General features: G+C 36.2%; 19 protein-coding genes, 8 tRNA genes and 1 pseudogene. 6 read left to right on the forward strand and 22 right to left on the reverse strand.

Going from position 1 to position 24055, the window contains the following annotated elements; genetic code table 11:
• Positions 1 to 154: 154 nt before the first annotated feature.
• Together FFM55_RS03455 and FFM55_RS03460 are read right to left on the reverse strand one after the other, a co-directional pair.
• Positions 155 to 2054: pseudogene (locus FFM55_RS03455) on the reverse strand (sugar MFS transporter).
• 14 nt (positions 2055 to 2068) lie between these two features.
• The gene (locus tag FFM55_RS03460) at positions 2069 to 4114 is read right to left on the reverse strand and encodes a beta-galactosidase (protein WP_042493046.1); all 2046 of its coding nucleotides are present in this window, start codon (positions 4112 to 4114) and stop codon (positions 2069 to 2071) included.
• 125 nt (positions 4115 to 4239) lie between these two features.
• Here FFM55_RS03460 and FFM55_RS03465 point away from each other — a divergent pair, with 125 nt between their 5' ends.
• A complete protein-coding gene (locus FFM55_RS03465; protein WP_042493047.1) occupies positions 4240 to 5250 on the forward strand; it encodes a LacI family DNA-binding transcriptional regulator in 1011 nt (336 codons plus the stop codon).
• An 83-nt stretch (positions 5251 to 5333) separates the two neighbouring features.
• Here the strand turns inward: FFM55_RS03465 and FFM55_RS03470 are convergent, their stop codons facing one another.
• Positions 5334 to 5840 carry a type 1 glutamine amidotransferase domain-containing protein gene (locus FFM55_RS03470; protein WP_042493048.1) on the reverse strand — a complete coding sequence of 169 codons (507 nt, stop codon included), beginning with the start codon at positions 5838 to 5840 and terminating at the stop codon, positions 5334 to 5336.
• Positions 5841 to 5949: 109 nt separating this feature from the next.
• Here FFM55_RS03470 and FFM55_RS03475 point away from each other — a divergent pair, with 109 nt between their 5' ends.
• Positions 5950 to 6333 (forward strand): winged helix-turn-helix transcriptional regulator, encoded by a 384-nt coding sequence (locus tag FFM55_RS03475; RefSeq protein WP_137600499.1) that lies wholly within the window; start codon positions 5950 to 5952, stop codon positions 6331 to 6333.
• An 89-nt stretch (positions 6334 to 6422) separates the two neighbouring features.
• On the opposite strand, the gene FFM55_RS03480 is transcribed toward FFM55_RS03475, so the two are convergent.
• Positions 6423 to 7100, reverse strand: a complete 678-nt coding sequence (locus tag FFM55_RS03480; protein ID WP_137600500.1) for an SDR family oxidoreductase — start codon at positions 7098 to 7100, stop codon at positions 6423 to 6425.
• Between the two features lie 69 nt (positions 7101 to 7169).
• Positions 7170 to 8000, reverse strand: a complete 831-nt coding sequence (locus FFM55_RS03485) for a class A sortase (RefSeq protein ID WP_137600501.1) — start codon at positions 7998 to 8000, stop codon at positions 7170 to 7172.
• Positions 8001 to 8244: 244 nt separating this feature from the next.
• Here FFM55_RS03485 and FFM55_RS03490 point away from each other — a divergent pair, with 244 nt between their 5' ends.
• Complete coding sequence (locus FFM55_RS03490) at positions 8245 to 9726, forward strand: hypothetical protein (protein ID WP_137600502.1); 1482 nt, start codon at positions 8245 to 8247, stop codon at positions 9724 to 9726.
• A 110-nt stretch (positions 9727 to 9836) separates the two neighbouring features.
• Here FFM55_RS03490 and FFM55_RS03495 read toward each other — a convergent pair whose 3' ends face one another.
• The 10 genes from FFM55_RS03495 to FFM55_RS03540 all read right to left on the reverse strand — a co-directional run bounded on the left by FFM55_RS03495 (position 9837) and on the right by FFM55_RS03540 (position 21011).
• Positions 9837 to 10790: an aldo/keto reductase gene (locus FFM55_RS03495; protein WP_137600503.1), complete on the reverse strand. Its 954-nt coding sequence runs from the start codon at positions 10788 to 10790 to the stop codon at positions 9837 to 9839.
• Positions 10791 to 10855: 65 nt separating this feature from the next.
• Positions 10856 to 11878 (reverse strand): dTDP-glucose 4,6-dehydratase, encoded by a 1023-nt coding sequence (gene rfbB / locus FFM55_RS03500; RefSeq protein ID WP_042493058.1) that lies wholly within the window; start codon positions 11876 to 11878, stop codon positions 10856 to 10858.
• Between the two features lie 86 nt (positions 11879 to 11964).
• The gene (locus FFM55_RS03505; protein WP_042493060.1) at positions 11965 to 13104 is read right to left on the reverse strand and encodes a trans-sulfuration enzyme family protein; all 1140 of its coding nucleotides are present in this window, start codon (positions 13102 to 13104) and stop codon (positions 11965 to 11967) included.
• A 336-nt stretch (positions 13105 to 13440) separates the two neighbouring features.
• Positions 13441 to 14343 (reverse strand): 3-hydroxyacyl-CoA dehydrogenase, encoded by a 903-nt coding sequence (locus tag FFM55_RS03510; RefSeq protein ID WP_228179995.1) that lies wholly within the window; start codon positions 14341 to 14343, stop codon positions 13441 to 13443.
• Between the two features lie 212 nt (positions 14344 to 14555).
• Complete coding sequence (locus FFM55_RS03515) at positions 14556 to 15662, reverse strand: ABC transporter ATP-binding protein (protein ID WP_042493063.1); 1107 nt, start codon at positions 15660 to 15662, stop codon at positions 14556 to 14558.
• 43 nt (positions 15663 to 15705) lie between these two features.
• Positions 15706 to 17547: a glycoside hydrolase family 2 protein gene (locus FFM55_RS03520; RefSeq protein ID WP_042493065.1), complete on the reverse strand. Its 1842-nt coding sequence runs from the start codon at positions 17545 to 17547 to the stop codon at positions 15706 to 15708.
• A gap of 19 nt (positions 17548 to 17566) precedes the next feature.
• On the reverse strand, positions 17567 to 17932 hold the full coding sequence (locus tag FFM55_RS03525; RefSeq protein WP_137600504.1) for a hypothetical protein: 366 nt from the start codon (positions 17930 to 17932) through the stop codon (positions 17567 to 17569).
• Between the two features lie 6 nt (positions 17933 to 17938).
• Positions 17939 to 18781, reverse strand: coding sequence for a carbohydrate ABC transporter permease (locus tag FFM55_RS03530; protein WP_137600505.1), 843 nt, complete (start codon positions 18779 to 18781; stop codon positions 17939 to 17941).
• 20 nt (positions 18782 to 18801) lie between these two features.
• Positions 18802 to 19710 carry a carbohydrate ABC transporter permease gene (locus FFM55_RS03535; protein WP_081839301.1) on the reverse strand — a complete coding sequence of 303 codons (909 nt, stop codon included), beginning with the start codon at positions 19708 to 19710 and terminating at the stop codon, positions 18802 to 18804.
• 38 nt (positions 19711 to 19748) lie between these two features.
• A complete protein-coding gene (locus tag FFM55_RS03540; protein WP_137600506.1) occupies positions 19749 to 21011 on the reverse strand; it encodes an extracellular solute-binding protein in 1263 nt (420 codons plus the stop codon).
• Between the two features lie 216 nt (positions 21012 to 21227).
• Between FFM55_RS03540 and FFM55_RS03545 the strand changes: the two genes are divergently transcribed.
• Both FFM55_RS03545 and FFM55_RS03550 read left to right on the forward strand, forming a co-directional pair.
• The gene (locus FFM55_RS03545) at positions 21228 to 22154 is read left to right on the forward strand and encodes an ArsR/SmtB family transcription factor (RefSeq protein ID WP_170999648.1); all 927 of its coding nucleotides are present in this window, start codon (positions 21228 to 21230) and stop codon (positions 22152 to 22154) included.
• A gap of 11 nt (positions 22155 to 22165) precedes the next feature.
• Positions 22166 to 22897, forward strand: coding sequence for an alpha/beta hydrolase (locus FFM55_RS03550; protein WP_137600508.1), 732 nt, complete (start codon positions 22166 to 22168; stop codon positions 22895 to 22897).
• 123 nt (positions 22898 to 23020) lie between these two features.
• Here the strand turns inward: FFM55_RS03550 and FFM55_RS03555 are convergent.
• The 7 genes from FFM55_RS03555 to FFM55_RS03585 form a co-directional block, all read right to left on the reverse strand.
• A tRNA-Leu gene (locus FFM55_RS03555) sits at positions 23021 to 23104 on the reverse strand.
• Between the two features lie 41 nt (positions 23105 to 23145).
• Positions 23146 to 23229 (reverse strand) — tRNA-Leu (locus tag FFM55_RS03560).
• Between the two features lie 50 nt (positions 23230 to 23279).
• Positions 23280 to 23352: transfer RNA gene (locus tag FFM55_RS03565), tRNA-His, on the reverse strand.
• 14 nt (positions 23353 to 23366) lie between these two features.
• A tRNA-Trp gene (locus FFM55_RS03570) sits at positions 23367 to 23437 on the reverse strand.
• A 40-nt stretch (positions 23438 to 23477) separates the two neighbouring features.
• A tRNA-Phe gene (locus FFM55_RS03575) sits at positions 23478 to 23550 on the reverse strand.
• An 8-nt stretch (positions 23551 to 23558) separates the two neighbouring features.
• A tRNA-Asp gene (locus FFM55_RS03580) sits at positions 23559 to 23632 on the reverse strand.
• A 2-nt stretch (positions 23633 to 23634) separates the two neighbouring features.
• Positions 23635 to 23707, reverse strand: a tRNA-Val gene (locus tag FFM55_RS03585).
• Between the two features lie 236 nt (positions 23708 to 23943).
• Between FFM55_RS03585 and FFM55_RS03590 the strand changes: the two genes are divergently transcribed.
• Positions 23944 to 24014 (forward strand) — tRNA-Cys (locus FFM55_RS03590).
• Positions 24015 to 24055: the final 41 nt, after the last annotated feature.

Genomic DNA, 24055 nt, shown 5'->3' on the forward strand with positions numbered 1-24055 from the left:
TATGTCATTTGTTATATTCATATGCTACTTTGTTTTTTTAAACATAACAATATTTTTCATGACGTATAATTATCTCAATATGTAAAAATTCGTTCTTCATAACTGCACAAAAAAACGACTTAAAAATCAACATTTCCAAGTCGCTTTATCTTAATTATTTAAAAGAAATTGGTTGTAGATCATCACCATGCTGTACATGTTTTTCATCAACCGCAAAATTTTGAATACGTTTAGGATCAACAAAGAACATCACAATTGTATCCTCATAGCCATTTGCTTCAAACAATTGACGATCAAACGTCATCAACAAATCACCCTGATGGATTTCTTGACCATCAATGAAATGCAAATCAAAACCAGCACCTCTTAGGTTAACAGTCCCCATACCAACGTGAATAATTGCAGCTAGCCCATTTTCAGATTCAATACCAAAAGCATGCTGTGTTGAAAATGTAAAACGAATTTTACCATCAAATGGCGCATAAACTTTATTATCACTTGGTTGAATAACGTAACCCGTACCCTCAAACAAGTCTAATGATGGTTGTGCTTGATTTAATTCAGCCAACGATGTGATAACACCACTAGTTGGTGCACTAATCAACTGTTGTTGTGTCACGACATTTGTTGGTGTGGTAATGCCCTCTTCAGTTGCTAATTTTGATTCTAGTTCAACAACAACCTGTGCGTGCGCTTTTTCAGACAACTTTACTTTCCACAAGAAAATAAGTAATGATCCTGCAGCCAAAATTAATGGTGTGTAGAATGAAAACAATTCAAAAGTATGAATATTACTTGCTGTCATATCTTTGGCAGTTGCTGATCCCGTCATACCGGCTGTCACAGCGATAAATCCAACAATTCCATTTGAGAAGGCCCCTGAAATTTTATCTAATAGTGGTCGAATTGATAATGTAACTGCTTCATTACGTTTACCACTTTGTAGTTGACCATATTCAATAGCGTCTGTCAGTGTTAAGACCGTCACTAATTGTGCATAGTTAAAGTTGAATAGTACTAATCCTACCGTTACCAATGTTGGGTTGTCATGAGCTGTTAAGAAAATAACATAAGCCAAAATCATACAAATCTGACCGATACTAAATAAAACCTTACGTGTTACAAACTTGTTTAACATACCAAATAATGGTGCTGTAAAGAAGCTAACGATAGTCGCAACCACACCGGCAATCCAGAATTGGTTTGGTTTGTCTAAAACATACTTGAAGTAATAGAACAAAACACCATTTGTTGCCACATATGCAACTGAATACAATAGGTATGACAATGAGGTCCATAACATTTGATCGTTATGCGCGATGCCAAGGAAAACATCTTTAATAGACGTTTTTTTTATTGGCCGACTCACGAATAACGTTGTTCTTTTCCTTAGTCCCCCATGCAGTAGCTGCTGCAGATAGAATAGCAATTATTGAAATAATAACGGCAAATGCTAGCCATCCTGCACTACCTTGTTCATGCTTACCAGTTGCCAAGTAAGTAAAGTAGGTTGTAATCGGTACCACAATGATTGTTAATCCGTTCCAACCAATCGTTCCTGTGAAACTACCCCACACTGTAAATACACTACGTTCAGAACTACTTTCAGAAATCGCTGGTACCATTCCCCAGTAAACAACGTCACTAAACGAATAGAAAATATCTAATGCCACAAAGACAATGACAAATAAAATTGCAAACAATAATGGACTAATTTTTGATAACCCAAATAATCCTGTAAAACTAACAATTAACAGAATTGCACTAACAATCGTACCAATCATTAACCAAGGTTTGAACTTCCCATATTTAGATTCCGTATTATCAACGATATTTCCTAAAATCGGATCTAATACAACCTCAGCTAAACGAATAATCACAACTAATGATGTAATTAATCCGATCAGTTTATTCGCAACAGATGGTGCTAAGTCAGCAAACATACTTGATGTCACATACACAATAAAGTAAGTACTTAATGCCCCATAAAATGCTGAATGCCCTAAATTCCCCAGAGCGAAACTAATTCGCTCCTTATAACTCGTCCTATTCATCTCTTATTTCTCCGTTAATTTTTCTTAACTAAAACTAAACCATCATATGCTGCCATTTGATGATTACCGACTGCTATTTCTTCACCTGTCAAAATATCAATAACCGGTGTTGTGATGGTTATCGTTGTTGCTTTATCTGCAAAATTTTGGACAAAGAAATATGCTTGATTGTTATCTTCACGTATATTGACATGAATCGCCTTTGTCATCTTTTCAATCGGTGATGCTGGTTCTAATTGCAAATCAGTCACAATCTTTTTATAGAAAGTTGCTAAATATGCTTGGTCAAAACGGGCACCCACATAGTACGCTGCTCCCTTACCAAATTTATTGACAGTTACTGCTGGTGAATCAGCATACCAATCACTGGTATAATGTGCTAATGCCTGCGCCGTATCCAGTTCCATAATCGTTGCATAATCATGCGCTTGTACTTGTTGCGTCGTATCGGCAACAGCTACTGATTGCGTAGGATATAATGTGTCTGTTTCAATCGGTTCCATACCATAAACTTCATGCAATGGCTTTAACCAGCCGCCAAGATAAGCCAAATAACGTTCATCTACTTGCCCTGAAATATATGATCCCACTAACGTACCACCTTGTGCGACATACGCATTAAGCTTATCCGCAAAGTCTGTTGTCATCAAAAAATGCATGGGATCAATGACTAATTGATAAGTAGACAAATCATCTTGTGTACTAATAAATTCAACTGGTATGTCATGTTCCCAGAAATATTGGTACTGCTCTTGAATAGTACGCCAATACTTAATTGTTTCACCTGCATAATTACGTACATCACTCAAAGCCCACATATTGTCATAATCATAAACAATCGCTACCTTTGCTTGTTGCGCTGTTGTATCTAATACTGGTTGCAACGCCATTAAGTTTTCACCAACCTGCGTCACTTCTTTGAATATCCGGGTATCATCTCTTAAATCATGGCCAATAACAGCTCCATGGTACATTTCCGATGAGCCTCGTGACTGATGCAACTGGAAATAATTAATAGCATTTGAACCGTGGCTAACTTCTTGTAACACACCCATACGATGCATGCCTGGTGCCTTTGGTCGATTAACTGGATGCCAATTTACCTGTGATGGCGTACTTTCCATAATCATATAATTATCATGCTTATAACTACGCATAACATCATTCATCACAGCCGTATTCATTGCTAATTGAGCAGTTGTCTTAGCATCACTACGCCAACTTGGATATGAATCCCAACTAATAACATCCACATGCTGCGCAAACTTTTGATAATCTAAATCAAAGAACACATGCTCATCATCTGGATTACCACCCATGAAATTCGTCGTGATTTTAATATTCGGTGTCACTTCTCGTAGCACCTGTGCTTCTGCCTCAAAGAAATCAATTGTTTGTTCAGAAACAAAACGATGCCAGTCTAAATTAAGACCTAATAAATTTTCATCACCACGTGGTGACGGCGCAACAACTTGATCCCAGCTGGTATACGTATGGCTCCAAAATGTTGCCCAATATGCCTTATTCAAATTTTCTAAAGTTTGATATTTAGCTTGTACCCATTTACGAAATGCCGCCTGACATAAATCACAATAGCATTGTCCACCAAATTCATTTGAAACATGCCATAAAATCAAACTTTTGCGCTTCCCATATCGTTCGGCTAATTTCCGATCAATATTTTGCACCTTTTGTCGATAGGCCGGACTAGTGTAGCAATGGTTGTGTCGTTCACCAAACAAAGCCCGTTGTCCATTCTCGTCAACTCGTAATACCTCTGGATATTTTTCAGCAACCCACCGTGGTCGTGCTCCACTTGGTGTCGCTAGAATAACATTCATATCTTGTTGCTCAGCTCGATCAAACACTTCATCAAGCCAACCAAAATTATATTCACCTTCGCTTAGTTCTAATTTTGCCCAAGAAAAGATGCCAATTGTAATGGTATTAATGTGTGCTTTTTTAAAATATGTAAAATCCTTGGCAATAATTTCTGGATGGTCCAGCCATTGCTCAGGATTATAATCACCACCGTGTATAAATTCCTTTATTTGTGTCATAATTAACCTCAACGTTATCCTTATCTTTGCTAATTAACCGTTACTTTTAATTGTAAGCGGTTTCAGCAAATGATATAGTGTTATTTAGTAAATTTATTTACTTATTATATGAAAAGGATTATTTAATGACTTCGATTAAAGAAATCGCATTGATATCTGGCTTTTCACAGAGTACTGTGTCTCGATTATTTAATCATGACGCTACCCTTTCCGTATCAGATGCAACTCGCAACAAAATATTGGCTACTGCAAAAAAACTACATTACCCATTACCACAAACAACAACAAAGAAAACTTACCAAGTTGCTGTTTTATTTGCACTAAATCCGCAACGTGAAATTGAAGATGTTTATTACTACGATTTACGTCGTAGCATTGTGCAACATGCTAAGGATGAATATATAGATGTCACCTTTATAAACCACCTTGAAAATCAAGATTTAACCAAGTTCGATGGTGCTATTGCGGTCGGTTATTTTGATGATGCACAACTTATCGAAATAAATACAGCTTTCTCACATATTCTATTTATCGATAGTAATCCTGAACCTGAACACTTTAGTTCTGTACAACCTAATTTAGAATACGCCACAACTAAAGCTGTTAATTTATTCATTCAACGGCAATTAACAAATATTGGCATTGTCACTGGCCAATATTGGGATGTCAATACACCTAGCCACTTAATTGTTCGTCTAGATAGTCGCTTAAATTACTTTAAAAACATCATGACAGATGCAGCGTTATACAATGATGAATTATTATTCAAAGCACGTGACTTTACAGTTTCTAGTGGTCATGAAATAGGCACGGAAATTGCCAACAAATTAAAAACTGGGTTAGCGTTGGATGCTTTGTTTATTTCATCTGACTCACTTGCCATTGGTGTTTTAGATGCCTTAAACGAAATTAGCCCTGAGTTAGCGAAACGTTTAGCCATCATTAGTATTAATGACAGTCCCAGCGCTGCCTACACGCAACCATCATTGACAACATTTCACATTGATATTGATTACCTGGTCACACTTAGTTTTAATAAACTATACGATATGATAACCTTCCATAATCAATCGCAAGAAATAACGTTAGTCACACCGACCCTAGTTTATCGCGATACTTTCACTAAAAATGACTGACATACAAAAAACACGTGTTTCGGCTAACGCCAAACACGTGTTTTTCATTTCGTAAACATTCATATATTGAACGTTTAATTTACTTATGCCAAAGCCTTAACAACTGCTTCGTTAAATGCTGGAATATCTTTTGGTTCACGACTTGTAATCAAGTTACCATCAATAACAACAGATTCATCTTCAATACGTGCACCAGCATAGTACAAATCAGGTTGTACAGTTAAGTATGACGTCATTGTACGACCATGTACCAAACCAGTTTGGATCATTAATTGTGGGCCGTGGCAAATACTTGCTGTTAGCTTATTCTTTGCCAAGAATACCTTAGTAAAATCAACGAAACGTTGGTCTGCACGCAATTGGTCAGGTGAAAAGCCACCAGGAATGAATAGTGCGTCAAAATCTTCCGGCTTCACGTCAGCGATTGACTTATCGATCGTAATCTTAGTGCCGTGCTTACCTTCAACAGTACCTTCTTCAAATCCGATTGTTGTGACATTGTGTCCTGCAGCCTTGATCGCTTCAACAGGTTCTGTGTACTCAACATCTTCAACTAAGTCAGTTACGACAACTGCAACTTCTTTTGCCATGATTAACATCCTCCTTTGATTATGGTATATAATTTATACCTAAAAGTACCATAACACAATAACGCACTTTTTTGTGCGTATGAGTTTGCGTATCAAATAGGAGATAATTATGACTGACATTGTAAGAAAATATGCGATTGAAAAAGTACAGAAAAAAGATTTTAGTTGCGCCAAAGAATACACACTATCCATGTTTTCAGGTAAGTATAAAATTGTCATTATTTACCATTTATCACATGATGGGACTATGCGCTTTGGCGAAATTCAAAAATTACTGGACCATGCTACCCACAAAGTATTGTCACAACAACTCAATGAATTAGTTGAAGACGGTCTTGTTTCCCGTCAGGAGGATTTGGTAAACAATCGCAAAGCTGTCTTTTATTCATTAACATCTACTGGACAATCACTCATGCCCATCATTGAAATGATGTTTTCATGGGAAAAAGAACGTTTAGCCACACTTGACGTTGATTACACACCCAAAATATAAAATACAAACCACCTGTATTCAAAAGACCTGTCCTCACTTTCATAGCGAGAACAGGTCTTAACTAATTTTTTAGATAAAACAATAACCGTCTAATCATTAATCGCTTCTTTAATCGGTGTATCCCCACCATCCAAATCAAATGAACGACGCACAGTATTTTGATTACGCAATACAGCCATAATCGTTTCTGCAACATCAGCACGTGGAATTTTCATTTTGGGTGAAGCAACAGTTGCTAGATCATCTACCACTGTTACATTGCCCGTTCCTGCATCATCTAATAATAACGTAGGGCGTAAAATCGTGTAATCTAGGTTACTGTGCTCTAAATATAAATCAGCATAGTGCTTTGCTGCATAATAAAAGTTACCAGTTGCGCCTAAATCATGACGCCCATATGACCAAAATTCACGTTTATTCGCATTAATTGCACTAACAATAACAAAACGCTTAACGCCAAGCTTTTCAGCAGCTTTAATACTCTTAACAGCACCATCTAAATCAATCATCATTGTTTTTTCTGGTCCTGTTTTGCCACCTGATCCAGCAGTAAACACAACAGCATCTACACCTTGCATCACATTTTCTAAATCAGTTTGTTCTTTTTCTAAATCAAGTGTAACGGTTTGTAGACCAACTGCTTCATAAGCATGTTGTTGATCTGCTGTACGTAACCCAGCAATCTCTTCAAAATCATGACTATCATGTAATTTTTTAGTCAAAATTTGACCAATTTTACCATGTGCCCCAATAACTAATACTTTCATGACTTCCCGCCTTTCTATTAGTAAGTACAGATACATCATAACGCAACACTAATCAGATCGTAAAGTAACTTACTTTACCTTTGTACCACCAGCATCCCCATTACTGCCTTCTTCAATTCCTGGATTAAACCAGTCTGCATGTGCATTCGTTGGTTGCTTCGTTAAATCAAAGTAGTGAACAACGCGACTAGGCGCTTTTCCCCAAGTATATGTTTTTGTCAAATACCCGGTTGTGATAATTCGAAATTGCGTGCTAGGAAATAGACAGGTAATGATTGTCACTTGGGCACGGTTAGTCGTATTTAAAACACTGACGTTATCAGCAGTAACAACCTTTTGTCTGGCAATACGGTATTCATAAATACCACTGGCATTTGCTAAATAAATTGGCTTATTATTTAACCATTTATTTTCATGCCGTTTGCCAGCCACTAAATAAGGCGCATCATCTTGATAATGCTGTTGCAAGCCACTAAAACCAGTTAAGCCATCATCAAAATTGTGACTGGCTAACCCATAATTACCCTGCCCCATTACTGGCGCTTGTGTCCCTTGTGGATCATTTTGCGTTCGATTTGCATAATTAGCGCCTGCATTCAGTCCTTTTTTTGAATAAGCATCATCAAATATTGGTTCTAAAATACCAACTTGTGGTACACTCACAAAACCTTGTTTTTGTAACCCTGGTTGTGTATCACGCATTAAACGACGCATAATTGCCTGTCTGTCACTATTTTTTTTAATTGGTGTGGTATCTACTGTTGTCTTGTGTGATTGTATTTCTTTTACAACTTGCCCATGTATCCCAAACCAGTTGTATTGATAAGCTGCATATCCTATACCAAGTATTAGTACTATTCCTAATATTATCTCGATTAAAATCGTTGTTATTTTTTTCATTTTTTCATTAATTGTTATTATTTAATAACATCCTTTTATGTTCTAAATTCACTTCCAAACAATAAACAAAGCTTAAAAGTATCAGTTTTTATTTTTATTTTAAAAAATGCAATAGTTATGGTTTTGTTTTTACAATAAAAGTAACATAATTTACACTATTATAGATGATACATGACTTTTTTTGTGTTAATTTAGTTCTTAATTATACTTTAATTGCAAAAATTCTAGAGAGGGGGGCTCAGTCGTGATTGAAAAGTTTATGCCTTTTATTGATAAAGAGCGGCGTCTCGTCATTCAATTATTTGAATTTATTGAAAGTCATCGCGAACCATCACATACATTGAATGAAATAGCAGACTTTTTAGATATTAGTGTATACAAAGCTAACATAGTTAGTAAAAACGCTGTGCTCATTGCCCAACAATTTCCAGAGGTAACCCTAATTTTTGAAAATGATTGCTTATTTACAAATAACATTAATAATGCTGTCATTACAAAAATCATCAATAAACAAGCTTATAATTCACTACCTTTTCAGATTTTTTTGCATACTTTTTTAAACATGTATAATCAGTCTGATGCAGAATTTCAACAATCTGTCGGCATCAGTACTGCGACATATTTTAGACTTAAAAAGAATTTAAACAATGCCATTGGTTTAGAAAAAATTAGGCTCCTTAAAAAAAGTGAAATTTTTATGCGTTATTATATTCATACTGTTTTAGTGTATTTTTCATATTTTGATTATTCACCCGACAGTTTAACCCAACATGCTGATTTCATTAAAATGAAACAAACTGCCAATTATGCAATGCTAGTTTGGCATATTAATCCCTCACGTAGTCAGCAAAAAAATTTCCAATACTTTGGCTTAGTGAACTTATTAAGAGCTAAAAATAACGCACCTTTATTAAAAAGTGATTTATCTTATCTTGTTACATTAACATCACAAAATGAATTGCTCTTGTTTATGAACCATCTGCATAAAAAATGGCATCTTTTAAAAGAGGATGCTGAAATCGCAACCAGATATTATATTACGTTTCTAATTACGACATACAGTTTACCCAACAAACATTTGGATTTTATACAAGAAAACACAATTAATCAAGCTGTAACCCAACGACAGATGCAGCATGTTGCCTTTCTGCTTGATAAGCAAGGTAAAAACATTGACCTTTCTGATTTACAAAACAAGTTAGCGATTGTTAATGCCCGAGTATTAAGCCCATTTTTTAAAACTGATTTATTTCACTACTCTACAAAACAAGAACATAATATAGTCCCAATGAATCCACAGGCCGATAGTCTTATTCATGAATTCATCGATATGGTGACGCACACGACGACATCACCTTTTAATGCTATTGAAATTTCTGAAATTAATAAAATTTACAGCTTAGTTGTCCTACCAAAATTAGTAATGCGTCATACAGATTTGCAAGTTCATATCGTTATTGATTTTACATCTGGTCGTATTTTAAATGATTATATTTCTGATATTTTCAACACTCTAGGAGATTTACACATTACAATTGATAAAAATGTCACTAATAATACTGAAATTTATTTAACCGACACTTTAAATCCAGAACTGTCCATTCATCAAATTGTTTGGAAAAGTAAGCCTTCTGAAAATCAGTGGCGTGCCTTTTATAATCTTATCTTTAGTATACGACAAAATAAAATCATGAATTCAAGTGAACACACAAGTCCATTTAAATAATAGGTTAAGTCCGTTATACTGAGTTGCGATAAACCACACTAGAATGACCTTTTAAATAAGCCCCCATAAGTTAGCTAACACTAACTTATGGGGGCTTATTATATGCTTTTTTATGGTAAATCATTACCTGCAGCAAAGTAAATGTCGTACCATTCTTGATGAGATAGTTGTACATTTTGCCCATCAATCATTTCAACTAAACGGCTTGGCGTCATTGAACCAAGAATCACCTGCATACTTGCTGGATGTGTCAAAATAAACGCAACCGCAATACCATTCTTAGTTGAGTGGTGCTTATCAGCAATTTCTTGCAATTTCATATTTAATTCAGGGAACTTATCATTACCAATAAAGTGGCCCTCAAACATCCCATATTGGAATGGTGACCATGCCTGAATAGTCATATTCTTCAATTGTGAATAAGGTAAAATACCACCATCATGATCAACTGAACGACTATCAGCCATATTAACATGTAGGCCAGCATCCACCATCCCTGTATGCATCACACCAAATTGCAATTGATTTGCTACCAATTTTTGGTCAACTACTGATTGAATTAACTCCACTTGCCATGGATTCATGTTAGAAACACCAAATTGTTTTACTTCACCTTGTTGGGCTAACTCATTGAAAGCTGCCGCAATTTCTTCAGGCTGCATCAACACATCTGGACGATGCAACAAGAAAACATCCAAGTAATCTGTGTCTAAGCGTGCCAATTCAGCATCAACTGAAGCAATAATATGCTCCTTTGAAAACTCATAGCGTGGCCCCAAAATACCATCATCTGCAACTGGACCTGCATCTGATAAAATACCACCCTTTGATTGCAAAATAATGTCTTCACGTGCAGCCCCAACAGCCTTTAAAGCCTTTGCCAAACTCTTAGTTGATGCACCATTTCCATAAATATCAGCTGTATCAAAAAAGTTAACGCCTTTTGATAATGCCGTCTCAACGACTTCTTGTGATTGTGCCTCGGTCTTATCACCCATACGCATAACACCCAATGCGATTTGGGGTACCATCAAACCAGAACCACCTAAATTAATTTGTGACATATTATTCACCCTCCCTGTATAGTATTCATTTTACACTTTTTTCAATACCAAAAATACGCTAATATTTATTGTTCATGCTTAGCATAATTTGCTTCAACCGCTGTTTTGTCTGCTTGCCACCAGCTTTGATGATTCTGGTACCAGCGAACTGTTTGTTGCAAGCCTGCCGTAAAATCTGTGTATTGTGGTTGCCAATTTAATTCCTGTTGTGCTTTGGTTGCATCAATTGCATAACGCAAATCATGACCAGGTCGATCGGCAACAAAATCAAAATCACACCGGTCTTGACCCATATTTTGTAAAATTAATTGTAGCACTGTTAAATTATTTAATTCTTTGTTAGCTCCCAATAAGTAGGTCGCACCAATTTCACCATGTTCTAAAATAGCCCAAATACCAGCAACATGATCCCATACATGAATCCAGTCACGTACATTTTGACCATTACCATATAATTTTGGCCGAATACCACTCAAAACATTTGTAATTTGCCGGGGTATAAATTTTTCAATATGTTGATATGGACCATAGTTATTTGATGTATTCGAAATAGTCGCTTGTAAATCAAACGACCGTACCCAGGCTCGTACTAACAAATCCGCCCCTGCTTTGGTTGCTGAATATGGCGATGACGGCCGATACTGTGAACTCGTGGTAAATTTATCGAATTTAGGTAATGTTGGTCGTAAGGGTAAGTCACCATAGACTTCATCGGTTGAAACATGATGAAAACGCACATGATATTTACGAGCCGCTTCAATCAAAGTAAACGTTCCCATTAAATTGGTCTGCATAAAAATACTAGGGTCATGTAATGCTTTATCATTATGACTTTCAGCTGCAAAATGAACAATGGCTTGTGTTTTTTGAACCAACTGATCAACTAGCTGTTTATCGTTGATATCCCCGACAACTAGTTGCACACGTTCAGTTGGTAAATCCTTTAAATTATCTGCATTACCGGCATACGTTAATTTATCTAACACCACCACATGAACATCTGGCTGATTAGCTACGACATAACGCACAAAATTTGTGCCAATAAATCCTGCCCCACCTGTTACTAAAATTTTATTGTACTTTGCCATAAACATCATCCCCAATTAAGATCAAAAAATAATTATCGTTATTTTCATCATATCATAATTGAATCAACTGCTTGAACTCGTCATACTTATGCTAACTTACGAAATGCTTGATCCAAATCTGCTAACAAATCTGCGATATCTTCAACACCTATTGATAAACGAATTAATTCATCAGTAATACCATTTTCCAAACGTTTCGCGCGTGGAATAGCCCCATGTGTCATAATCGCTGGCACTTCAATTAAACTTTCAAGCGCCCCTAAACTTTCCGCTAATGTAATAATTTTTAGCTGTTCAACAAATAATTGTGGATCTAATCCGGGCTGTAATTCAAATGAAATCATGGCTCCAAAACCATTCATTTGCTTTTTAGCCACAGCATAATCCGGATTTTTAGGATTACCCGGATAGTAAATCTTGTTAACTAATGGTTGCTTATCTAAATAATCAAACACCGCTTGGGTATTTTGCAAGTGTGCTCGCATCCGCAAACCTAATGTTTTCATTCCCCGTTGCAATAACCAACTTTCTTGGGGGGCCAAAATGCTACCAATGGCATTTTGCAAATAACCAATTTTTTCACCTAAAGCAACATCCTTGGTAACCACCAGACCCGCAATGACATCACTATGACCACCCAGATACTTTGAAGCACTATGCAACACAATATCTACCCCCATATCAAGGGGCTTTTGAATGTAAGGCGATGCAAATGTATTATCAATGATACTTAAAATATTATGACTTTTAGCAAGTGATGCAATGGCTGCAATATCAGTTACTCGTAATAATGGATTAGTTGGCGTTTCCAAATAAACGGCTTTCGTTTGTGGCGTAATTGCTTGTTCAACTGCCTGTAAATCACGTGTATCAACAACCGTAAATGTCATCCCAAAGCGCTTTAATACAGCGTCAATTAGTCGAAATGTCCCACCATACACATCGTTACCGACAATGATATGATTACCAACAGAAAAAAGTGAAAAAACTGTATTAATGGCTGCTGAGCCAGATGCAAAAGCAAAACCTGCCGTTCCATCCTCTAAATCAGCAATTAGTTTTTCAACAGCTTCTCTTGTCGGATTCCCTGACCGTGAATATTCATATTTACTTGCCCCGATTGTCTGCTGATGAAACGTTGATGCCATATAAATTGGGATTGACGTTGCCCCTGTAAATTCGTCTTCGCTAATACCACCATGAATCAATTTTGTATCAAATTCCATTATTAATTACCCCATTTTTTATATTATGAACAAAAAAAGAGCCCGATATCCTGCTTTACATACAGAAATCGCGCTCTTAGCTTAATATCAACCTTATATTTATTAGTGTTGTGTTATATTTCTCAAAAAACACGACACTTAACAGGCCGAACATCGCAAAAACGCGTTGCTCGACAAAAACATACTGTTAAGTTTCGTAGTGATTGACTCATTATAACCCCTCCAATTACTAATTGCCTCAAGTCTATCGAGATGTCGCTTACTTGTCAAGACTTATAAAAAAAGCAAGTCTGATTCAGTATCAGACTTGCTATAAAGCTAATTCATAAATTATTTTTATTTCAAGAAATCATCTTGTGTAAATTCAGGATTTGGATAAGTATAGAAGCCTTCACCTGCAGCAGCACCCGTCTTGCCAGCATCAATCATTTCCTTCAATGCTTTGACAATGCGTGCTTGTTCTTCGTCATCTTCAGCTTTCGCCAATGACAAATTATATGGTGTGTTCAAGCCAACGACATCAAGAATTGCAAATGGTCCTTGTGGTGCACCAGTTGCAATCATCCATGACTTATCAATCGTATGTGGATCAGCCACCCCATTAACCCATAGCTTTTGGGCAGCATCCAACAATGGTACCAACAAAGAATTTAAAATATAACCATGTTGTTCTTTATACAAGCGGAATGGGACCATACGAATATCCTTAGCAAAAGCAACCAACTCGTCTAAATATTCATCGGCAGTTCCTGCATGTCCCATAATTTCGGCGTTATTATTCTTCCAAATTTGGTTAGCAAAATGAATAGCCAAAAACTTTTCAGGTCGATCAACATATTCCACAAATTGTGAAGGCAAAAATGTTGATGAATTCGTCGCAAAAATTGTCTTTTCAGGTGCTACCTCTGATAATTGCGTGTAATAATCGGCTTTAATTTTTACACTTTCTGGAATTGCTTCAATAACTAAATCTGCATCAGCGACTGCTTGTGCTAAATCTGTATTAAATGACATACGCTCAATGACAGCCGTTGCTTTATCACCATCATCATAAAATGCTTGATATTCCGGTACATAGCTAGCTAATAATTCTTTTGCGTGCGCAATTGCTGCATCATTAATATCATACAATGTGACATTAAATCCTGAAAAAGCCGTTTGGAAAGCAATTTGACTTCCCAATACACCACCACCTGCAATAGTAACATTTTTGATTGTCATGTTAATTCCTCCTAATATCCTTTTCTGAATAGAAAAAATAATCCTCTAAAATTAATTATAGCTTAAATATTTTTAACATCCTAATAATATGCATTATCTAATAAAAAAGCATGTATTAAAAAAACGAACATGTATTGCTTATTAGCGCCATGTTCGTTTTTATTATCCTTATAAAGGGCTGACGATTCAGCCTTTATTATTCGGATTTACATTTTATCTTAACTATTACATTAATATACAGAAACTTCTGTCTCGGGATCGAAGAAATGTGCACGATTTAAATCAAAACCAATGTTAAATTGTTCACCTGTCTTCTTAAAATCACGTGCATCAACTTTCGCAACTACTTCAGTATCACCAATCTTACTATAAAGTTGTGTTTCCGCACCAAGTAACTCTGAAACAACGACTGTAGCAGGCACTACTGCATTAGGAAATGTTTCCAAAAATGTATTTTCAGTATGCATATGCTCAGGTCGAATACCAAAGACAAGTTCTTTACCTTGATAACCTTTATTATTCAATGTCTTTAAACAACCTGCAGGCACTTCCAAGGTAAAGTTTCCATCATTCTCACGAATCTTGTCATCTTGTAAAGTCACATGGAAGAAATTCATTGCTGGGGCACCAATAAAGCTTCCAACGAATACATTAGTTGGATTATCGTAAACCTCTTGTGGTGTACCAATTTGTTGGACTTTTCCATCCTTCATGACAACAATACGATCAGCCATTGTCATCGCTTCAGTTTGGTCGTGTGTTACATAAATAGTTGTTGTCTTCAACCGTTGATGTAACTTGGCAATTTCAGCACGCATTGAAATACGTAACTTAGCATCCAAGTTTGATAGAGGCTCATCCATTAAGAAAATGGGTGCATCACGTACTATTGAACGTCCCAAAGCAACACGTTGTCGTTGGCCACCTGATAAGGCAGATGGCTTACGCTTCAAATATTCTGTTAAGCCAAGAATTTCAGCAGCATTTTTAACACGTTGATCAATTTCGCTCTTATCATACTTACGAAGTTTCAACCCAAATGCCATATTGTCATACACCGACATATGAGGATACAAAGCATAATTTTGGAAAACCATCGCAATATCACGATCTTTAGGTGATTCATCATTAACAATTTGATCGTCAATTTTTAGTTCACCCTGTGAAATATCTTCCAATCCAGCAATCATGCGTAATGTTGTTGACTTACCACAACCTGATGGGCCAACGAATACGATAAATTCTTGATCCTTAATATGCAAGTTAAAGTCTGTAACTGAGTAATCCGCCGCGTTATCATACTTTTTGTAAATATGATCTAATGCAATTTGAACCATTAGAAAATCACCTTGTTCCTTCTATAAATTTCTTAATGAACTATTAATTCATGTCAGTATCTAAAATATCTGCAATTTCAATATCTTTTTGGGGAGCATCAACAAAAGCACGAATGAAGAATTCATTAGCTTTCTTAATAACTTCAGGATCCACCTTTGGCTGACGGTCAACGGTCAACAAACCATTCACCTCTTGCTCAGTATCCGTTAGTTGTGTATAGACAATCCCATTTAAACTATGTGATTTAGCAACTGCCTTCATAATTCGTTGGTATTCACTGATAAATTCTTCATCACTTTTAGCACCAGTGTAGCCCCATCCCTTATCAGCATCTTGTTTGTTATAACCAATACCACCAAATTCAGTTAATAAGATTGGCTGGCCTTGATACTTAAAGCCTTCAGCAAAAATGTCCCATACTGGTGGATTACGAATGATACTCTCCCATGAATGCAATGTTTCTTGATAATAGTCATAGGTTTCTTTATCATCCTTAGTACCATGAGCATAATTGTGCACAGCACAGATATCTGTTTCCGTTTGTGCCCAACCATCATTTGACTGTACCAAACGTGTTGTGTCTAATGAATGAATCAAATGATACATCGCCTGCGTAAAGTGTTGTTGTTGTCGGTCAATATGAACTTGTGGGACACCCCAACTTTCATTAATCGGTACCCAAGTAACAATTGATGGATGGTTATAGTCACGTTCAATAATTTCTAGCCATTCTTTATACAAAGTTGCTTCAGCCTTTTGTGTGAATACTGGTGCTGCGGCACATTCACCCCAGCAAATAAATCCCATTTTATCAGCCCAGTAAAGATATCTTGGATCTTCAACTTTTTGATGAATACGGGCACCATTAAAGCCCATTTTTTTAGCTAAACTAATATCTTTTTTGAAAGATTCATCACTTGGTGCAGTCAATAGTCCTTCTGGCCAATATCCTTGGTTAAGCACTAACTTTTGATAGTATGGACGATTGTTTAAATAAGTCATGCCATTCGCCGTATGAATTTTACGCATACCAAAATATGAACTAACTTTATCAGTTACTGCATCTGGTGCTGTTGTCTCAAAATCAACGGTAAATAAATTAGGATGCTCCGGTGTCCAAAGCCAGCCTTCATTGTGATAACCCATTCGGAAAATGTGATTACCTAAAATATTGATCCCCCATTCAAAAGTACTATCTTCAGGATAGATGGTTACCTTTGTTAGCAAGTCGTCACCAAATTTGATATTTGCAGTAACGCCCGTCCCAGGAATGAAATTATCAATTTCACCAGAAATTTCTACAATACCCTTATCAATATCTGTCACATATTTAACACTTGCTAAATTAGTAACTGGCTTTTTTTCTAGCCAAACGGTTTGCCAAATACCTGTCGTATTTGTATACCAAATACCTGTACTCTCACCGGTCCAATTTTGCTTACCACGCGTTAATTCTTCATCACGAATTGGGTCATCCGCACGGACTGTCATGACATGATTGGCACCATCTTTTACAAAATTTGTAATATCAAACGAAAAGCTAGTATGACCACCAGAATGTGTACCAACATGTTGACCATCAATCCAAACATCAGCTTTAAAATCGACGGCCCCAAAATGGAGAATGGTTACCTCATCAGTTGACTGGTCTGTTTGAAAATGACGTTGATACCAAACAACACTATGTTCACTTTGATCGTCAATACCACTTAATTGTGTTTGATAGGCAAAAGGAACTTCAATCTTTTGCGTTAACTTCTCTTGTTGGTACCATTGATCTTTAATTCCCTGATTTTGGTCATCAAAATCAAAGTCCCAACTACCATTGAGGTTTGTCCAATTTTCACGTTGAAATTGCGGTTGCGGGTATTCTGTTCGATACATATCGTTCCTACTTTCTCTTTTATGAATTAACAAGTTTTTGTTTTTTTCTCTTTAAACTAATAATTATTGTTGTTGGTACCAATAAAGCTACCGTAACAACATCCATGCAAAAATATGCAATAATCACTTCAATAATCAAAATTGGCAACACCCATTTATTAATTTCTTTTTCTTTTAAGAAATATTTAGCGAATAATAGGTTAACTAAACCAGCTAGAATAAACAACGTTCCAACTAATCCACTCAATGAACTTACTGGCAATAAAGTTTCAGTTGTTGTCGTACTGGCATCAAACATTCCTAACCCTATCGTTAATGCACCATCAATAAATTGCCAAACTGCAGCAATTAGTAATAGTTTTTTATCCCAGTTTCTTTCTAACATATATAATTATCCCTTCACACCTACTGACAAAGACATTGATTGCAAGAAATACTTTTGTGCGACTAGATATAATATAAACGTTGGAATGATAGCAATGATTGCACCTGCCATCAAAGTTGGAATATCAGCAACATACATTCCCTGCAATAATTTCAAACCAGGTGTAATCGGCATCTTATTAATATCTGAAAATACAATTGATGGCCACAAGAAATCATTCCATGAACCGGTAAATGTAAACAACGCAACAACAAACAAGACAGGCTTAATTAATGGCAAAATAATAATTCTAAAGATTTGCCAATCACTTGCCCCGTCAATTCGAGCAGCTTCATCATAAGCAAGTGGAATATTATCCATAAACTGACGAACTAGGAAAATATTAAATGCCCCCGTTGCAGCTGGGAAGATCATTGCCCATGGTGTATTTGCCCAACCTAGCAATGTCATAATTTTGTATAGCGGGATGATGTTCATTACGGGTGGAAACATCATGGTCGCTAACAAAAAGATGAACAAGACATTTCTTCCTTTGAATCGCAAACGCGAAAAGGCAAATGCTGATAATGAGGTGACAATTAATACTAAAATTGTTGAACCACCTGAAATGACAATTGAGTTTAAGAACCAGCGGAACACTGGTGTATTTGCTGTATTTTGTAATAAATCTGAATAATTTGTTAATATCCAATTGATTGGTAGAAACTTAAATCCAACTGATTGCATTTCAATATTACTTTTAAATGATGACATCACACCGTATAGCAATGGCATAATCCAAATAATACTTAATAGAATCAAAAAGATAAACGATAACCACTGTGATGCACCTTGCTTCTTATTTTTCATGATTTCTTTACCTTCCTACATCAATCTTTATTTCTCAACAAGAATAGTTGAACCATGGATACGATCATAATGCAGATACCCAAAATAACTGACATTGCTGAAGAAATTCCAGCTAACGATTGTCCTGATCCAAACGCATTTTGTTGCACATTCATCATCAAAACGGTCGTAGAGCCGTTTGGTCCACCGTTTGTCAACATTAATGGTTGTCCATAAATATTGAATTGTGCAATCGTTGTTGTCACAATCGTAAATAGCAACTGACCACGAATACTTGGTAAAGTAATATGAACAAATTTCTTCCAACTTGAAGCACCATCAATATCTGCTGCTTCATAGTAGTCTTGTGGAATACCGTTTAAAGCTGCTTGATAAATGATCATATTACCACCAATTGTCCACCAAACTGTTAGCACGACAATTGTAATCCATGCCCATGGTTGCGTACCTGTCCAAACCTGATTCCAATTAAACAATGTATTCAAGGGACCATAATTAGGATTAAAAATCAATGACCACACAATAACCACGGCAGAAATTGAAAATAAACTTGGTAAGTAGAATAATCCTTGGAAGAATTTTGCAAATTTTGGTTTTGTATTTAACATTACGGCTAGTGATAATGGCACTAACACACAGAATGGTACTGAAATCAAAACGAACAAAATTGTATGCCATAAACCACTCGTTAATTGATCATGAAAAATAGAGTTTGAAAACAAAATATTTTTAAAATTATCCAAACCAACAAAGACTGGTGTTCGAACTAAATCCCATTTTGTAAAAGCAATATAAATCCCAAAAATTAGCGGTATGAAGAAAAAAATCGTAAAAATCGCTAAATGCGGCAATAGATAAACAAATGGATGGCTGCGCGTACGCTTATGCTTACTCACTTGCTCATGTGACTTTAAAGAAACTTCTGCCATTAGTATGTAACTCCCTCTTAATTTTTATAGACCTTACTTTAATTTGTCATTTGTGCATCAACTTCATCCTGCACAGTATTTTGCATTTTCTTCAAATATTGTGAAACGCTTGTCTTATTAAAGACAGCATCGTAAGCATATCGATCCAAATAATCAGCTAAGTAACCATTGTAGCGATAATTAAAGATTGTCATTGAATCTTGTTCAACCTTATTTGTTAACAAAAACGATTGTTGCATCTTAAGGTATTTTGGATCTTTAGTAATTGCGAGTGACGCTGGATTTTGCCCTGATTCAGCCCACTTTATTGAGTGTGTTCGAACCCAGTTAACAAAGGCTAACGTGCCTTCTGTCCTTGCTTGATCACGCTTGGGTTGCTTCAATAGAACGAATTGATGACTTGATGACCAATTAACAATTTTCTTTGAATCAGAAGATAATTGTGGTGCATTGGTAACACCATAATCAATATCACTTTCTTTAATCTGATTATTCATCCAAATTCCTTCAGGAAGAAAGATTTGCTTACCTGTCAAAAATAGTTGCATGGGATCATCCCCATCTTGTGTGGTAATTTTTTTATCATGCATATCCTTATAAAAATTAACAACACGACGTGACGTCTTATTATTTAAATCAGGATCTTTCCCATTCTTGGTTAATTCGCCCCCCATTTGACCGTACAATGATAGGAACAATGGTTTCCACCATGTTAATCCCATACCTGCGATATCATCTTTTTGTGATTTTTTACCTGCGGCCTTAATTTCATCAAAAGTCACAATGTTATCGTCCAATGCATGTGGTGCATATTTCTGAACTAATTTTTTATTGTAGTACATGAATGATGTGTGAATATCTAACGGCACACCATAACGTTTTCCTTGATAAGCACCATTTACCCAAGCTTCTGGTACATAATTATCTTTGTTGATGCCTGAAAATTTTTTTAGATAGGGATTATAACTATCTAGTAACCCATTATTCACGTAGTCTTTAATTCGTTCTACGTGGACAATTTGTAAATCCGGAATACCTTTCTTAGAATTCACAATAGTTGGGATTTTTGAATACATATCGCTTTCTGTTAGCGATACATTCTTAACCCGATACTTTGGATTTGTCTTATTATATTGATTAACAAGACTTTGCATACTAGTCCCATCCGGCCCAGTAAACGGATTCCAAAAAATAATTTCTTTGGTGTCATCTGCATGAACTGCTGTACTTGTCCACCCTGTTAATCCAAGTGATACAGCAATAGATGTCACGATTACACCCCAAAAATGTGACTTTTTCATAAAATTTCCCTCTTAAACTAAGTACCTAATAAAATGTTTAACATTTAGCTTAACTTCCTAACAGTTGTATTATCTGCCCAACTTGTAAGCGCTGTCAACGTTGTTATGACAGTATGCAGCCATTATTAATAATAACGGGAACATCATTGACACACTTGCTGAAAATTCGTATGATAGTTAACAAAATAGTTAACTATCATGAAAAGAGGGGTTTTTATGGATATTGACACTAGCATTAACTATCTACCTGTTTATCAAGCACTAGATTCTCCGGTTCGCTTAGAGATGATTGACATTATCTCGCATGAAAAAGTAACGGCAACACAATTAGCGAAGCGTATGAATATTAGTAAAGCTGCCATTTCTAAAAACTTACATATTTTGAAAAATGCAAATATTATTAAGTTTCAAAAGGGAACCGATAATCGTCAAAACGTTCCCTGTGTGAACATTGATAAAATTTCCATTAATTTCCCACAACAGATTTTTCCAGATTATTATAAAAAAAGTTATGATATTCCGATTGGTAATTATTTTGCCATTGAAGATGTGGCCCCTTCCTGTGGGTTGGCCACAAATACAGAAGTCATTACACCAATGGATGATATGAATGTCTTTTTTAGTACACATCGTTTCCAGGCCCAAATATTATGGTTTACACAAGGCAGCATTGAATATATTATTCCTAATGAAATTCCAGAAAATGGCAAAATTGAATTGTTAGAATTTGATATCGAAATGGCTAGCGAATTTCCAATGTCTAACAACAGTTGGCATTCTAAAATTGGTTTTTGGCTAAATGATAAATTTATTGGTTCAACTGAATTACCTGGTAATTATTCTGATGTACAAGGCCGTTACACACCAGATTGGTGGCCAAAAAAATTCAGTCAGTACGGCCTATTAAATCATATTCGAATTGGGGAATTAGATACGTCCATTGATAGCGTCAGTATCTCTAATGTTAATATTAATGATCTTGAATTAGATAAGACACGCCGGTTAACTTTAAAAATGGCCGTTTTACCCATGGATAATGATACATATGGGGGACTAACATTATTTGGTAGTGATTTTGGGAATCATCCACAAAATATCAAGGCAACCGTCTTTTACTCACAAAATGATCATAGCGTAAATTAAAGGGGGATATTATGGCACATATACAAATCACACGTTTTTCAAGCACTCTGCAAACACACATGAATATTGGTGTTATACTCCCCGACCAACTACCACAGGCACCTTTAGACACTATCTGGTTATTACATGGCCTTGGTGAAAATGGTACTTGCTGGCCTACTCGGACAACAATTGAAAATCTTGCACTAAATTATCAAGTGGCGATTATTATGCCTAACGTTGATCGTAGTTTTTATATGGATGAAATAAATGGTCTACCTTACTGGACTTATTTTACAAAAGAATTAATGCCTGAAATGCAACATTTGTTGCCGTTAAACAGTCATCGCGAAAATAATTTCATTATTGGTAATTCTATGGGGGGCTTTGGTGCTTTAAAACTCGGTTTTAGTCATCCGGAATTATTTAGCTATGTTGCGGCCCTATCACCTGTCATTAATTTAACTGATGTTATACCAATTATGCCTGATATTAAGCGTGTTTTTGGTGATGAAATCCCAGAAGACTATCTACAAATTCTAGCGCAAACAGCTAAAATAGATGATTTAAAAGCCATTAAATGGTACCGCACCATTGGTGAAAGCGATTTTTTAAAACCTGCAAATGATCAGTTCACTCATTTTATGACCAAACATCAACTGGATGATCATTATCATGTCTCACCCGGTAATCATGATTGGTTTTTTTGGGAAAAAGAAATGCAAAATGTTTTGGCTTGGTTACCATTAAAACAAAATGTTTAAAGCAGGCTGCATGACTTGAACCGATCATTAAAGAGACGTTAGTGAAGTGTATCTGACTAACGTCTTTTTTAATGCAACAAAAAAACTCGACAAATCCATAAATGAACCTGTCGAGTATTAGAATGCCGTCGATGGGGGTCGAACCCATACTCCCTTGCGAGAACTGGATTTTGAGTCCAGCGCGTCTGCCAATTCCGCCACAACGGCATATAATAATTAAATAAGCAATTTGACCATATCTGGTTAAATGCCGTCGATGGGGGTCGAACCCATACTCCCTTGCGAGAACTGGATTTTGAGTCCAGCGCGTCTGCCAATTCCGCCACAACGGCATATCTAATTATTATATATATTAAAATAAAAAGTTATCACTAACTTTAAGGGCGGTAGATGGGGATCGAACCCACGCGTGCCGGTACCACAAACCGGTGTGTTAACCACTTCACCACTACCGCCATCATCAATTAAACAGGGGTAGAGGGAGTCGAACCCCCACCGACGGTTTTGGAGACCGTTGTTCTACCATTAAACTATACCCCTATTTGAAGATGGTTATTTGATAATACATCGTATTATCAAATGGCGCGGGGCGGAATCGAACCGTCGACACTACGAGCTTCAATCGTATGCTCTACCAACTGAGCTACCGCGCCATTATAAACGGTCACAACGGGATTCGAACCCGTGATCTTTCGCGTGACAGGCGAACGTCCTAACCAACTAGACCATGCGACCAATGGACGTTACAGGGATCGAACCTGTGACCCCCTGCTTGTAAGGCAGGTGCTCTCCCAGCTGAGCTAAACGTCCATTATTATTGTTACAAACTCAACAACAGAAATAATTATACCTATATTTCACTTTATTGGCAACCCCCTAAACCATGTATCTTTTATATTTAATATATAATTTGAAATATTTCTTTATTAAAAACCACCAAATGAACAAATTTTTACAAAAAAACGTTTGATTATCTTTTCTGTGTTATTATACAATTGCATGTTTACTAAATTTCCCCTATAATATGTAATTGTGGTAGTAATTACGGTAGTGTAGCCAAGTGGTAAGGCAACGGTCTGCAAAACCGTCATCACGGGTTCGATTCCCGCCACTACCTTAAACAAAAAGGACAAATTGACAGTGTCGCGTCAGCTTGTC

The organism is Weissella sagaensis (assembly GCF_005405285.1).
Classification (GTDB): Bacteria; Bacillota; Bacilli; order Lactobacillales; family Lactobacillaceae; genus Weissella; species Weissella sagaensis.

Bases quoted from the DNA above. Each gene is read 5' to 3' on its own strand.
- FFM55_RS03460 (WP_042493046.1), bottom strand. From the start codon at position 4,114: ATGACACAAATAAAGGAATTTATACACGGTGGTGATTATAATCCTGAG.
- FFM55_RS03465 (WP_042493047.1), top strand. From the start codon at position 4,240: ATGACTTCGATTAAAGAAATCGCATTGATATCTGGCTTTTCACAGAGT.
- FFM55_RS03470 (WP_042493048.1), bottom strand. From the start codon at position 5,840: ATGGCAAAAGAAGTTGCAGTTGTCGTAACTGACTTAGTTGAAGATGTT.
- FFM55_RS03475 (WP_137600499.1), top strand. From the start codon at position 5,950: ATGACTGACATTGTAAGAAAATATGCGATTGAAAAAGTACAGAAAAAA.
- FFM55_RS03480 (WP_137600500.1), bottom strand. From the start codon at position 7,100: ATGAAAGTATTAGTTATTGGGGCACATGGTAAAATTGGTCAAATTTTG.
- FFM55_RS03485 (WP_137600501.1), bottom strand. From the start codon at position 8,000: ATGAAAAAAATAACAACGATTTTAATCGAGATAATATTAGGAATAGTA.
- FFM55_RS03495 (WP_137600503.1), bottom strand. From the start codon at position 10,790: ATGTCACAAATTAATTTAGGTGGTTCTGGTTTGATGGTACCCCAAATC.
- rfbB (WP_042493058.1), bottom strand. From the start codon at position 11,878: ATGGCAAAGTACAATAAAATTTTAGTAACAGGTGGGGCAGGATTTATT.
- FFM55_RS03505 (WP_042493060.1), bottom strand. From the start codon at position 13,104: ATGGAATTTGATACAAAATTGATTCATGGTGGTATTAGCGAAGACGAA.
- FFM55_RS03515 (WP_042493063.1), bottom strand. From the start codon at position 15,662: ATGGTTCAAATTGCATTAGATCATATTTACAAAAAGTATGATAACGCG.
- FFM55_RS03520 (WP_042493065.1), bottom strand. From the start codon at position 17,547: ATGTATCGAACAGAATACCCGCAACCGCAATTTCAACGTGAAAATTGG.
- FFM55_RS03525 (WP_137600504.1), bottom strand. From the start codon at position 17,932: ATGTTAGAAAGAAACTGGGATAAAAAACTATTACTAATTGCTGCAGTT.
- FFM55_RS03530 (WP_137600505.1), bottom strand. From the start codon at position 18,781: ATGAAAAATAAGAAGCAAGGTGCATCACAGTGGTTATCGTTTATCTTT.
- FFM55_RS03535 (WP_081839301.1), bottom strand. From the start codon at position 19,710: ATGGCAGAAGTTTCTTTAAAGTCACATGAGCAAGTGAGTAAGCATAAG.
- FFM55_RS03540 (WP_137600506.1), bottom strand. From the start codon at position 21,011: ATGAAAAAGTCACATTTTTGGGGTGTAATCGTGACATCTATTGCTGTA.
- FFM55_RS03545 (WP_170999648.1), top strand. From the start codon at position 21,228: ATGGATATTGACACTAGCATTAACTATCTACCTGTTTATCAAGCACTA.
- FFM55_RS03550 (WP_137600508.1), top strand. From the start codon at position 22,166: ATGGCACATATACAAATCACACGTTTTTCAAGCACTCTGCAAACACAC.